Origin of the sequence: Escherichia sp. Lx600-2 (assembly GCF_036662595.1) — a bacterium.
GTDB classification, from domain to species: Bacteria; Pseudomonadota; Gammaproteobacteria; order Enterobacterales; family Enterobacteriaceae; genus Escherichia; species Escherichia coli.
Map to the genome: position 1 here is coordinate 23,431 of NZ_JAYQWM010000012.1, position 12,055 is coordinate 35,485.

Genomic DNA, 12,055 nt, shown 5'->3' on the forward strand with positions numbered 1-12,055 from the left:
GACTGATGCGACGCTGGTTTCGATTAACTAAATGAAATATGTGAAAATTGTAGGCCGGACAAGGCGCTCGCGCCGCATCCGGCATTGTTCATTTGCTGTAGATGACACTCATGCATACAGTATCGCCTGTACGCGCCAGTTATCAGGCTGCTGGTCTTCGTACATGGTAATAATGCGGTACCATGACGCACCTTGTTCATCGGCCTTTAACGCCACGATACGTTCCACGTCCTGCGGATCCCCTGAAATATTGCTAACTGAGATCTGACCTATTTCATTCAGGCCCGTCACGCAGTCAGCACTGGCGAATTCTGCAGACTGTGCCGTGGCGCTCGCAGGATAAGTCACTAATTGCAGCGAGGGTGAGGCAAGTAATTGTTTCATCGTCAGCTCCATTTTTCGTTTCCCCACATGTTGCAGGGCATTCCATCGCGGTAATAAACGCCCAGGCTTCCAGCCGGTAATTTATTGTGCACAGGTAAACGCATAGGGACGCAAAGCAATGTAAAGCTGACTATGTAAGTTGTCTGATTTATTTACGGTACAAAATGGCTTGTGAATACCACTGTCCTGTCACGATGGTTTCGTCCACCATGACGACAACGTAATAATCAGCTTTTGCAGCGACAGCTTTCGCTTTGATTTCTGCTAATGCGTCATCCGGAGAACCCCGAACCATCGTGCTTACGCTACCTATTCGCTGTAACCCTTGCGTCTGGTCGCGGCGAATCTCTTGCGGATGGTCCGTTACTGGCGGTGCTGGCTGTGGCGTACCTTGCAGTGCGCTACAGGCACTTAACATCAACACCAATAATAAACTGGCAAACCGGTAAATAACGCTATTACGTTTCCTGCTAACCATAGTGTAGTGCCTTATTAATTTAACTTTGGGGGAATGTTCCCGAATTGTTACCTGGTACGCGATTTTCGAATGAAAACGTGACGAAAGCGTAACCCACATCTCAACATTATGAACTAATACCGCCAGCAGAAACTTGTGCTAAGGATTTCTTCATGTCATACCAGACAAAAAGGAGAGACAGATGATTGAAATAGAATCACGCGAGCTGGCAGATATTCCCGTTCTTCATGCTTATCCTGTCGGACAAAAAGATACCCCGTTACCGTGCGCGATTTTTTATCACGGCTTTACTTCGTCCAGTCTGGTGTATAGCTATTTTGCCGTTGCGCTGGCGCAGGCTGGTTTGCGGGTGATCATGCCGGATGCGCCCGATCACGGTAGTCGTTTTAGTGGCGACGCAGCGCGGCGGTTAAATCAATTCTGGCAAATCTTGCTACAAAGTATGCAGGAATTCACTACTTTACGTGCGGCAATAGCCGAAGAAAAGTGGCTGCTTGATGACCGTCTGGCAGTCGGTGGTGCGTCGATGGGCGCGATGACGGCACTGGGGATTACCGCTCGCCACCCCACGGTGAGATGTACCGCCAGCATGATGGGATCGGGCTATTTTACATCACTCGCCCGTTCACTGTTTCCACCGCTGATACCTGAAACGACAGCACAGCAGAATGAATTCAATAACATTGTCGCGCCGCTGGCAGAGTGGGAAGCGACAAACCACCTGGAACAACTTAGTGACAGACCTCTACTGCTGTGGCATGGCCTCGACGATGACGTTGTGCCTGCCGACGAATCACTACGTTTGCAGCAGGCCTTAAGCGAGACGGGACGGGATAAACTGCTAACCTGTTCATGGCAGCCAGGCGTGCGTCACCGCATTACGCCTGAGGCGTTAGATGCTGCAGTGACATTTTTCCGCCAGCATCTTTAAACACGCAGAATGCTGACCCCTTGCGCTTCCAGTTGTTGCAGGATTTCCGGGTTAGCATTTTTGCCGGTGATCAGCATATCAATTTGATCGGCACGGCTAAAAAGCATTCCCGCGCGTTCGCCAATCTTACTGCTATCAACCAGTACCACCAGTTTCCCTACCACGCTCAGCATCTTCTGCTCTGCCATTGCCGTCAGCATATCGGTTTTATACAACCCTTCTGCTGTCAGTCCTTTGCCGCTGGTAAACATCCAGTGCCCGGCATAGAGACTGTTTTCGCTGCCCTGCGGGCTTAAAGTGATGGACTGACTTTTGTTGTACTGTCCGCCCATAATGATCACGCTGTCATGTTCTTGATCGATCAGGTAATTTGCCAGCGGTAGATAATTAGTGATGATTTGCACTGGCTTGCCACACATTTCCCGCCCAAGCAGAAACGCGGTGGAGCCGCAGTTGATGACTACGCTTTCGCCCGGATTAACCAGCTGCGAGGCCGCTTTAGCGATACGTACTTTTTCATCGTGATTCTGCGCCTGATGCAGATTCATCGGCGTCCAGCGCGGGCGCTGTTGGGTAATAGCTTCTGCGCCATTGCGCACTTTTTTCAGTTTGCCGCTTTCGTCAAGTTTATTGATATCGCGTCGCGCAGTGGCAGGCGAAATTCCCAGACGCTCAACGACTTTCTCAACGGTCACAAAGCCCAATTGTGCGAGCATTTCCAGGAGGATTTGATGTCTTTGTGCTTCAGTCATGAGCTATTCCGATAAAATTTGATTTTTTTAGATGATATTTGAAATAGCCAGGAAATACTACGCCGGATAGCGCGAACTACTCCACGCTATCCGGTATAAACGACAGATTACAGGAATGACTTGAACGGCAGATCCGGTTCAATAGTGAAGCAATCATCGAAACCACGCGGATAGTGGTACTCGAAGTTGTCTTTATCCAACGGCCAGGTAAATTTGCCGCCAACCTGCCAGATAAACGGCTTGAAGCCATACTTCAGGCGATCTTTTTTCATCTCCCACAGCACGCGGATCTCTTGCGGATCGGCCTGGAAGTTTGACCAGATATCGTGGTGGAACGGGATAACCACTTTCGCATTCAGGGCTTCACCCATACGCAGCATATCGGCGCTGGTCATTTTGTCGGTGATACCGCGCGGGTTTTCGCCGTATGAACCTAAAGCCACGTCGATCTGATGTTCGTTACCGTGCTTCGCATAATAGTTAGAGTAGTGGGAGTCGCCGCTGTGATACAGGGAGCCGCCAGGCGTTTTGAACAGATAGTTCACCGCGCGATCGTCCATGCCGTCCGGCAGTACGCCAGCCGCTTTTTGATCGGCAGGCAGGGTGATCAGTGCAGTACGGTCGAAAGCGTCAAGCGCATGAATTTCAATGTCTTTCACTTTTACAACATCGCCCGGTTTGACCACGATGCAACGCTCTTTCGGTACGCCCCAGCCAATCCACAAATCCACACAGGTTTTCGGTCCAATGAACGGTACGTCATCAGCACAGTTCTGCATCACAGCAGCAGCGACGTTGACGTCGATATGATCGTTGTGATCGTGAGTCGCCAGTACCGCGTCGACCTGGCGAATCGCAAACGGATCAAGAACAAACGGGGTGGTGCGCAGGTTTGGCTGCAGTTTTTTCACGCCAGCCATGCGCTGCATTTGGTGACCCTGTTTCATTAACGGGTTACCGTGACTTTGTTTGCCAGTGCCGCACCAGAAATCAACGCAAACGTTGGTGCCACCTTCCGATTTTAACCAGATCCCGGTGCAGCCAAGCCACCACATCGCAAATGTGCCAGGAGCGACCTGTTCTTGTTCAATTTCTTCATTCAACCAGCTACCCCACTCCGGGAAAGTGCTCAGGATCCAGGATTCACGGGTGATACTTTTCACTTTACTCATCGCCATTTACCTTCATGATAGTTCAATTCGAATCAATATGTGATTGGTTTTGATTAATCCTGACACTATTTTTTCAGGAAGGCAATGACCATTTTTTGACTTTTTGCCAGGGAAGTTGTTGTTGATTTTGAGTGTGGAAAGATTTAATGGAATGTGTAGTTAAATTAACTAAATGAATTTAAATAAATAATTGTTTCGTTGTGTGAATCCCACTCTATCCGTGTGGAATTATTTGCGGGTCGCGTCACATTTAATCATAAATAATCTTGTTGTGATTACTTTTGAAAATTAGAGTGAGTGCACAACATTCCGGGTGTGCGGAATACCCGGTTACCTCTTCTTCAGGAGATCGTTATGGAGATCCTCTACAACATCTTTACCGTGTTTTTTAACCAGGTCATGACCAATGCCCCGTTACTGCTGGGTATTGTGACCTGTCTGGGCTATATCCTGCTGCGCAAAAGTGTCAGCGTTATTATCAAAGGTACGATAAAAACCATTATTGGTTTCATGTTGTTGCAGGCAGGGTCCGGCATCCTGACCAGTACCTTCAAACCGGTGGTGGCGAAAATGTCGGAAGTCTACGGCATCAACGGTGCGATTTCAGATACTTACGCGTCGATGATGGCAACCATTGAACGCATGGGCGATGCTTATAGCTGGGTAGGTTACGCGGTGTTGTTAGCGCTGGCACTGAACATCTGTTACGTGCTGCTGCGTCGCATTACCGGTATTCGTACCATCATGCTGACTGGTCACATCATGTTCCAGCAGGCGGGGCTGATTGCCGTTACGTTGTTTATTTTCGGCTATTCCATGTGGACGACCATTATCTGCACCGCGATTCTGGTTTCGCTCTACTGGGGCATTACCTCCAATATGATGTACAAGCCGACTCAGGAAGTGACGGATGGCTGCGGTTTCTCCATCGGTCACCAGCAGCAGTTTGCATCATGGATTGCTTATAAAGTCGCGCCGTTCCTGGGCAAAAAAGAGGAGAGCGTTGAAGATCTCAAACTGCCTGGCTGGCTGAACATTTTCCACGACAACATCGTCTCCACGGCGATTGTCATGACCATCTTCTTTGGCGCCATTCTGCTCTCCTTCGGTATCGACACCGTGCAGACGATGGCAGGCAAAGTGAACTGGACGGTCTACATCCTGCAAACCGGTTTCTCCTTCGCGGTGGCGATCTTCATCATCACTCAGGGCGTGCGCATGTTTGTGGCGGAACTCTCTGAAGCGTTTAACGGTATCTCTCAGCGCCTGATCCCAGGTGCGGTTCTGGCGATTGACTGTGCGGCTATCTATAGCTTCGCGCCGAACGCCGTGGTTTGGGGCTTTATGTGGGGCACCATCGGTCAGCTGATTGCGGTTGGCATCCTGGTCGCCTGCGGCTCCTCGATCCTGATTATTCCCGGCTTTATCCCGATGTTCTTCTCCAACGCCACCATCGGCGTGTTCGCTAACCACTTCGGCGGCTGGCGTGCGGCGCTGAAGATTTGTCTGGTGATGGGGATGATCGAAATCTTTGGTTGCGTCTGGGCGGTGAAACTTACCGGTATGAGTGCCTGGATGGGTATGGCGGACTGGTCGATTCTGGCACCGCCGATGATGCAGGGCTTCTTCTCCATCGGTATCGCCTTTATGGCTGTCATCATTGTAATTGCACTGGCTTATATGTTCTTCGCTGGCCGCGCACTGCGCGCAGAAGAAGATGCAGAAAAACAACTGGCAGAACAGTCTGCTTAATAAGGAGTTTTGATTATGACCGTACGTATTCTGGCTGTGTGTGGCAACGGACAAGGCAGTTCCATGATCATGAAGATGAAAGTGGACCAGTTTTTAACCCAATCAAACATTGACCACACGGTAAACAGCTGCGCGGTTGGCGAATACAAAAGCGAGTTGAGCGGCGCGGATATCATCATCGCTTCTACGCACATTGCGGGCGAAATCACCGTGACCGGCAACAAATACGTGGTCGGCGTGCGCAACATGCTCTCTCCTGCCGACTTTGGCCCGAAACTGCTGGAAGTGATCAAAGAGCATTTCCCGCAGGACGTGAAGTAAGGACGCGCCATGAAATTACGTGATTCGCTGGCGGAGAATAAATCCATCCGCCTGCAGGCTGAAGCAGAGACATGGCAGGACGCAGTGAAAATCGGCGTTGACCTGCTGGTGGCGGCGGATGTTGTCGAGCCGCGTTACTACCAGGCGATTCTGGATGCGGTTGAACAGCACGGTCCGTACTTTGTGCTCGCACCAGGCCTGGCAATGCCGCACGGTCGCCCGGAAGAGGGCGTTAAGAAAACCGGTTTTGCGCTAGTGACGCTGAAAAAGCCGCTGGAGTTCAACCACGAAGATAATGACCCTGTGGATATCCTCATCACCATGGCGGCGGTCGATGCCAACACGCACCAGGAAGTAGGCATCATGCAGATCGTCAACCTGTTTGAAGATGAAGAAAATTTCGACCGTTTACGTGCCTGCCGTACCGAGCAGGAAGTACTGGATCTCATTGACCGCACCAACGCGGCAGCTTAAGAAGGAATTGAAGATGTCATTACCGATGTTGCAAGTCGCGCTGGACAACCAGACTATGGATAGCGCCTACGAAACCACTCGCCTGATTGCCGAAGAAGTCGACATTATCGAAGTGGGCACCATTCTGTGCGTGGGCGAAGGCGTGCGTGCGGTTCGCGATCTGAAAGCGCTTTACCCGCACAAAATCGTACTCGCAGACGCCAAAATTGCCGATGCGGGCAAAATTCTTTCTCGTATGTGCTTCGAAGCCAATGCTGACTGGGTGACGGTAATTTGCTGTGCGGATATCAACACCGCCAAAGGCGCGCTGGACGTAGCAAAAGAGTTTAACGGCGACGTGCAGATTGAACTGACCGGCTACTGGACCTGGGAACAGGCGCAGCAGTGGCGCGACGCAGGCATTCAGCAGGTGGTTTATCACCGCAGCCGTGACGCGCAGGCCGCAGGCGTGGCGTGGGGCGAAGCGGACATTACCGCGATCAAACGTCTTTCCGATATGGGCTTCAAAGTGACCGTCACTGGTGGCCTGGCGCTGGAAGATCTGCCACTGTTCAAAGGCATTCCGATTCACGTCTTTATCGCGGGCCGTAGTATCCGTGATGCCGCTTCTCCGGTGGAAGCCGCACGTCAGTTCAAACGTTCCATCGCCGAACTGTGGGGCTAAGGAGCGGATATGTTGTCCAAACAAATCCCGCTTGGCATCTATGAAAAAGCGCTCCCCGCCGGGGAGTGCTGGCTGGAACGCCTGCAACTGGCAAAAACGTTGGGCTTCGATTTTGTCGAGATGTCGGTAGATGAAACGGACGAGCGCCTGTCGCGCCTCGACTGGAGCCGCGATCAGCGTCTGGCGCTGGTGAACGCGATTGTTGAAACCGGCGTACGCGTACCGTCAATGTGCCTTTCTGCTCATCGTCGTTTCCCGCTGGGTAGCGAAGATGACGCGGTGCGGGCGCAGGGGCTGGAGATTATGCGTAAAGCTATCCAGTTCGCTCAGGACGTCGGCATTCGCGTGATCCAGCTGGCGGGCTATGACGTTTACTATCAGGAAGCCAATAACGAAACGCGTCGTCGTTTTCGTGACGGCCTGAAAGAGAGCGTTGAGATGGCAAGCCGCGCGCAGGTGACGCTGGCGATGGAGATCATGGATTATCCGTTGATGAACTCCATCAGCAAGGCGCTGGGCTACGCGCACTATCTCAACAATCCGTGGTTCCAGCTCTACCCGGATATCGGCAACCTGTCGGCGTGGGACAACGATGTGCAGATGGAGTTGCAGGCCGGAATCGGGCATATCGTCGCAGTACATGTGAAAGACACCAAACCTGGCGTCTTCAAAAACGTGCCGTTTGGCGAAGGTGTAGTGGATTTCGAACGTTGTTTCGAAACGCTCAAACAGAGTGGCTATTGCGGGCCGTACCTGATTGAGATGTGGAGCGAAACGGCGGAAGACCCGGCGGCAGAAGTGGCGAAAGCGCGTGATTGGGTGAAAGCGCGCATGGCGAAAGCGGGCATGGTGGAGGCGGCATAATGCAAAAGCTAAAACAGCAGGTATTTGAAGCCAACATGGAGCTGCCGCGCTACGGGCTGGTGACCTTTACCTGGGGCAACGTCAGCGCTATCGACCGCGAACGCGGGCTGGTGGTGATCAAGCCCAGCGGCGTTGCCTACGAAACCATGAAAGCGGCCGATATGGTGGTGGTTGATATGAGCGGCAAGGTGGTGGAAGGGGAGTATCGCCCATCTTCCGACACTGCGACGCATCTCGAACTCTACCGTCGTTACCCGTCGCTTGGCGGCATTGTCCATACCCACTCCACTCATGCCACCGCATGGGCGCAGGCGGGGCTGGCGATCCCGGCGTTAGGCACCACGCACGCTGACTACTTCTTTGGTGATATCCCGTGTACGCGTGGATTAAGCGAAGAAGAGGTGCAGGGTGAGTATGAACTGAACACTGGCAAAGTGATTATCGAAACGCTGGGCAACGCCGAGCCGCTGCATACGCCGGGAATTGTGGTGTATCAGCACGGACCGTTCGCCTGGGGGAAAGATGCCCACGACGCGGTGCATAACGCGGTAGTGATGGAAGAAGTGGCGAAAATGGCGTGGATTGCGCGCAGTATTAATCCACAACTCAATCACATCGACAGCTTCCTGATGAATAAACACTTCATGCGTAAGCACGGCCCTAACGCTTATTACGGGCAGAAGTAAAACACGCGCTGCGGAAATTTCCTTCCTCGGGAGATAACTGGTCTAATTCCGCAGCCGTTTTTCAAAAAAAGCCCCCTGCGAAGGGGGCAAAGCAAACTATGGCAATGTTTCGTTGGTTATACCTGGTGCTAGCGATAAATATCCGCGCTGGCGTGCATATTGCCGTTACTCCCCGGTTCCCGCATCAGAATTACGTGGTAGTACGTTGCGCCTTGCGCATCTGTTTCTTCATTTAATGCCTGACGTGCTTCGCTTTCAGTGGCGAAATTATGATTGATATAAATCACGCCTAAGCTTTGCACATCGTCCATATTTCTGGCCTGGTGGTTATTAATTTCAATGGCTGCCCATGTATTTGCACTTAGCAAAAGCACAGCCAGAAGGGCTAAAACTCGACTGAACATAGATACCTCCTCGACGGCTGACTTTGTGTGCTCTCCTCTGTGATGATCTTCTGATTTAATTTTAATCAATGATAAAGAAGTTGATGGTGACCATTTCTGATGCAGTTGTTCGAAAAAACACTGTGACGGAATGTGATGAACTTCAAATCAGCGGTTTAGAGGTTATTTGCGAAAGGGGAGATTTATTTCTGCTCCGCCCTTGAGTTTAGCGGGGTATGTCAGTACTATAACGCGTCATTTTTCAGCCGACCTTTAACACGTTCCTTGCCTCCCCGGGATTCGGCTGACCCAGACAGGAGGCTGAATAATCCGTAAGGAGCAATTCGATGCGTCATTACGAAATCGTTTTTATGGTCCATCCTGACCAGAGCGAACAGGTTCCGGGCATGATCGAGCGCTACACTGCTGCCATCACTGGTGCAGAAGGCAAGATCCACCGTCTGGAAGACTGGGGCCGCCGTCAGCTGGCTTACCCGATCAACAAACTGCACAAAGCACACTACGTTCTGATGAACGTTGAAGCTCCGCAGGAAGTGATCGATGAGCTGGAAACTACCTTCCGCTTCAACGATGCCGTTATCCGCAGCATGGTTATGCGTACCAAGCACGCTGTTACCGAAGCATCTCCAATGGTTAAAGCGAAAGACGAGCGCCGTGAGCGTCGCGATGATTTCGCAAACGAAACCGCTGATGATGCTGAAGCTGGGGATTCTGAAGAGTAATTTCTGATGACCAACCGTCTGGTGTTGTCCGGCACCGTGTGCAGGACTCCCCTTCGAAAGGTCAGTCCATCAGGAATTCCTCACTGCCAGTTCGTGCTTGAGCATCGTTCTGTGCAGGAGGAAGCCGGTTTTCACCGGCAGGCATGGTGTCAAATGCCCGTTATTGTTAGCGGACACGAAAACCAGGCCATTACTCACAGTATAACGGTCGGCAGTCGCATAACCGTTCAGGGGTTCATTTCATGCCACAAGGCAAAGAACGGACTGAGCAAAATGGTTTTGCATGCCGAGCAGATTGAATTGATAGATTCTGGAGACTAGCCATATGGCACGTTATTTCCGTCGTCGCAAGTTCTGCCGTTTCACCGCGGAAGGCGTTCAAGAGATCGACTATAAAGATATCGCTACGCTGAAAAACTACATCACCGAAAGCGGTAAGATTGTCCCAAGCCGTATCACCGGTACCCGTGCAAAATACCAGCGTCAGCTGGCTCGCGCTATCAAACGCGCTCGCTACCTGTCCCTGCTGCCGTACACTGATCGCCATCAGTAATCGGTCACGGTCCATTAATACGACTTTGAGAGGATAAGGTAATGCAAGTTATTCTGCTTGATAAAGTAGCAAACCTGGGTAGCCTGGGTGATCAGGTAAACGTTAAAGCGGGCTATGCTCGTAACTTCCTGGTACCGCAGGGTAAAGCTGTTCCAGCTACCAAGAAAAACATTGAATTCTTCGAAGCACGTCGCGCTGAACTGGAAGCTAAACTGGCTGAAGTTCTGGCAGCTGCTAATGCTCGCGCTGAGAAAATCAATGCACTGGAAACTGTTACCATCGCGTCTAAAGCTGGCGACGAAGGTAAACTGTTCGGTTCCATCGGTACTCGCGACATCGCTGACGCTGTAACTGCAGCTGGCGTTGAAGTGGCTAAGAGCGAAGTTCGTCTGCCGAACGGCGTTCTGCGTACCACTGGCGAACACGAAGTGAGCTTCCAGGTTCACAGCGAAGTATTCGCGAAAGTGATCGTAAACGTAGTAGCTGAATAATTCGTTATTCAACGAGACGTAAAAACGCCGACCAGTGGTCGGCGTTTTGCTTTATAGCGAAAGCGTTACAACTGGTAGTATAACGCTCTGATATCTATTAATTAGCTTGTCGCTAACTGTACTTGCGGTTCTTCATCTTTAACTTTGATAAGCGTCCACAGCGCAATGGCGCCAATAATGTCAAAGAAAGCCAGGGCAATAAAGAACGGCGCGAAGCCGATAATGTGAACGAATGCCCCGATAAACAGGTTGAAAATCAACTGACCGCTCCACGCACAGGCTCCTGCCATACCCACTGCGGTAGCTACTTCGTCTTTTTTGAACAGATCGCCACCCAGAGTTGCTGCTACAGTAGAAAGACATTGATGCGAGAACGCGCCAATACTAATCAGTAATACGGCAATGTAGGGATTTTCGACAATACTCACCAGGCCAATCGTCATCATAATGACGGCTGCAATAGTGAAGGTAATTCTTCGTGAGTTAATTAAACTCACGCCGCGATCGTGGAAGAACTTCGCGACAAAACCACTGGCTAAACAGCCGAGATCGCCCAGCAGGAAAGGCAGCCAGACGAACATGGCAATTTCTTTCAGGCTAAAATGCAGCGTTTCGACGAAGAAAATCGGCACCCAGAAGTTAATGGTTCCCCATGCCGGGTCTGCGAGAAAACGCGCGATGCCAATCCCCCAGAAATTACGTTGGCTGAGGATATGCTTGATTGACGTTTTTTCTTTCTTATCTGTTTTAAGATGCTGTTCTTGCCCTGATTCAATATAGTGGCGCTCTTCATCAGAAAGGCGTTTGGCATCTTTCGGATCTTTATAACAAAAGAACCAAAATAAAGCCGCGAGCAAAGCAAGGCTACCTGAAACAATAAACGCAAATTGCCAGCTATGAAACATAATGCACCAGGCAATCAACGGTGGAGCAAGCATCGCGCCGAGTGAGGTGCCCATATTGAAAACACCTGTCGCCACGCCACGCTCTTTTGCCGGGAACCATGTTGATGCGGTTTTTACACCCGCCGGAATTGCCGACGCTTCGCTGAAACCCATCAGGGCGCGCATAAATGCCAGACCTGACCACGTTCCGGTTAGTGCATGGCCCATTGTCGCCAGGCCCCAAATTGCGGCACATATCGCAAAACTTAACTTCAGACCCACGGTATCAATAAAGAAGCCCATTACCGGTTGCCCTAATGTATAGGCCAACTGGAATGCACTGACAATCCATGAATATTGCTCTTTAGTTATTCCGGTTGTCTCCATAATCGTTGGAGCCGCAATACCTAACGCCGTTCTGTCCAGATAATTGATTACAGTGATAAAGCATACGAGGGCAATCATATGCCACCGGTAATTCTTTATTTTATTCATGTTTAAACCTTTTAATTATATTAATAAA

General features: G+C 50.9%; 17 protein-coding genes. 11 read left to right on the plus strand and 6 right to left on the minus strand.

Going from position 1 to position 12,055, the window contains the following annotated elements; all coding sequences use genetic code 11:
• Positions 1-108: 108 nt before the first annotated feature.
• Together yjfN and bsmA are read right to left on the minus strand one after the other, a co-directional pair.
• Complete coding sequence (gene yjfN, locus OQV04_RS06655; protein ID WP_000811566.1) at positions 109-384, minus strand: DUF1471 family protease activator YjfN; 276 nt, start codon at positions 382-384, stop codon at positions 109-111.
• Between the two features lie 148 nt (positions 385-532).
• Positions 533-862 carry a biofilm peroxide resistance protein BsmA gene (gene bsmA / locus OQV04_RS06660; protein ID WP_000254633.1) on the minus strand — a complete coding sequence of 110 codons (330 nt, stop codon included), beginning with the start codon at positions 860-862 and terminating at the stop codon, positions 533-535.
• A 181-nt stretch (positions 863-1,043) separates the two neighbouring features.
• Between bsmA and yjfP the strand changes: the two genes are divergently transcribed.
• The gene (gene yjfP / locus OQV04_RS06665) at positions 1,044-1,793 is read left to right on the plus strand and encodes an esterase (RefSeq protein ID WP_000569679.1); all 750 of its coding nucleotides are present in this window, start codon (positions 1,044-1,046) and stop codon (positions 1,791-1,793) included.
• On the opposite strand, the gene ulaR is transcribed toward yjfP, so the two are convergent.
• Positions 1,790-2,545, minus strand: a complete 756-nt coding sequence (gene ulaR / locus OQV04_RS06670) for an HTH-type transcriptional regulator UlaR (protein WP_000133631.1) — start codon at positions 2,543-2,545, stop codon at positions 1,790-1,792. The two genes, yjfP and ulaR, sit on opposite strands and share 4 nt — an antisense overlap.
• 107 nt (positions 2,546-2,652) lie before the next feature.
• Entirely contained in the window at positions 2,653-3,717 is a 1,065-nt protein-coding gene (gene ulaG, locus OQV04_RS06675; RefSeq protein WP_001301370.1) for an L-ascorbate 6-phosphate lactonase, read from the minus strand.
• A 354-nt stretch (positions 3,718-4,071) separates the two neighbouring features.
• Between ulaG and ulaA the strand changes: the two genes are divergently transcribed.
• From ulaA to ulaF, 6 genes are read left to right on the plus strand one after another with little or no spacing between them, the layout of a single operon-like run.
• A complete protein-coding gene (gene ulaA / locus OQV04_RS06680; protein ID WP_001351893.1) occupies positions 4,072-5,469 on the plus strand; it encodes a PTS ascorbate transporter subunit IIC in 1,398 nt (465 codons plus the stop codon).
• Positions 5,470-5,484: 15 nt separating this feature from the next.
• Positions 5,485-5,790: a PTS ascorbate transporter subunit IIB gene (gene ulaB, locus OQV04_RS06685; RefSeq protein WP_000218362.1), complete on the plus strand. Its 306-nt coding sequence runs from the start codon at positions 5,485-5,487 to the stop codon at positions 5,788-5,790.
• A gap of 9 nt (positions 5,791-5,799) precedes the next feature.
• Positions 5,800-6,264: a PTS ascorbate transporter subunit IIA gene (gene ulaC, locus OQV04_RS06690; RefSeq protein WP_000776505.1), complete on the plus strand. Its 465-nt coding sequence runs from the start codon at positions 5,800-5,802 to the stop codon at positions 6,262-6,264.
• 13 nt (positions 6,265-6,277) lie between these two features.
• A complete protein-coding gene (gene ulaD / locus OQV04_RS06695) occupies positions 6,278-6,928 on the plus strand; it encodes a 3-keto-L-gulonate-6-phosphate decarboxylase UlaD (protein ID WP_000056760.1) in 651 nt (216 codons plus the stop codon).
• Between the two features lie 9 nt (positions 6,929-6,937).
• The gene (ulaE, locus tag OQV04_RS06700) at positions 6,938-7,792 is read left to right on the plus strand and encodes an L-ribulose-5-phosphate 3-epimerase UlaE (protein WP_000949504.1); all 855 of its coding nucleotides are present in this window, start codon (positions 6,938-6,940) and stop codon (positions 7,790-7,792) included.
• Complete coding sequence (gene ulaF, locus OQV04_RS06705) at positions 7,792-8,478, plus strand: L-ribulose-5-phosphate 4-epimerase UlaF (RefSeq protein ID WP_001170848.1); 687 nt, start codon at positions 7,792-7,794, stop codon at positions 8,476-8,478. The genes ulaE and ulaF overlap by 1 nt, the downstream gene beginning before the upstream one ends.
• A 128-nt stretch (positions 8,479-8,606) precedes the next feature.
• Here ulaF and yjfY read toward each other — a convergent pair whose 3' ends face one another.
• The gene (gene yjfY, locus OQV04_RS06710) at positions 8,607-8,882 is read right to left on the minus strand and encodes a DUF1471 family protein YjfY (protein ID WP_000492914.1); all 276 of its coding nucleotides are present in this window, start codon (positions 8,880-8,882) and stop codon (positions 8,607-8,609) included.
• A gap of 326 nt (positions 8,883-9,208) precedes the next feature.
• Here yjfY and rpsF point away from each other — a divergent pair, with 326 nt between their 5' ends.
• Genes rpsF through rplI form a run of 4 tightly spaced genes read left to right on the plus strand, consistent with a single transcriptional unit; the run spans position 9,209 to position 10,648 of the window.
• Positions 9,209-9,604, plus strand: coding sequence for a 30S ribosomal protein S6 (gene rpsF, locus OQV04_RS06715; RefSeq protein ID WP_001216676.1), 396 nt, complete (start codon positions 9,209-9,211; stop codon positions 9,602-9,604).
• A gap of 6 nt (positions 9,605-9,610) precedes the next feature.
• The gene (priB, locus tag OQV04_RS06720; protein WP_001296681.1) at positions 9,611-9,925 is read left to right on the plus strand and encodes a primosomal replication protein N; all 315 of its coding nucleotides are present in this window, start codon (positions 9,611-9,613) and stop codon (positions 9,923-9,925) included.
• 4 nt (positions 9,926-9,929) lie between these two features.
• Complete coding sequence (gene rpsR / locus OQV04_RS06725) at positions 9,930-10,157, plus strand: 30S ribosomal protein S18 (protein ID WP_000135199.1); 228 nt, start codon at positions 9,930-9,932, stop codon at positions 10,155-10,157.
• A gap of 41 nt (positions 10,158-10,198) precedes the next feature.
• The gene (rplI, locus tag OQV04_RS06730) at positions 10,199-10,648 is read left to right on the plus strand and encodes a 50S ribosomal protein L9 (RefSeq protein ID WP_001196062.1); all 450 of its coding nucleotides are present in this window, start codon (positions 10,199-10,201) and stop codon (positions 10,646-10,648) included.
• 101 nt (positions 10,649-10,749) lie between these two features.
• Here rplI and OQV04_RS06735 read toward each other — a convergent pair whose 3' ends face one another.
• Positions 10,750-12,027, minus strand: a complete 1,278-nt coding sequence (locus OQV04_RS06735; protein ID WP_001033615.1) for an MFS transporter — start codon at positions 12,025-12,027, stop codon at positions 10,750-10,752.
• Between the last annotated feature and the right edge of the window lie 28 nt (positions 12,028-12,055).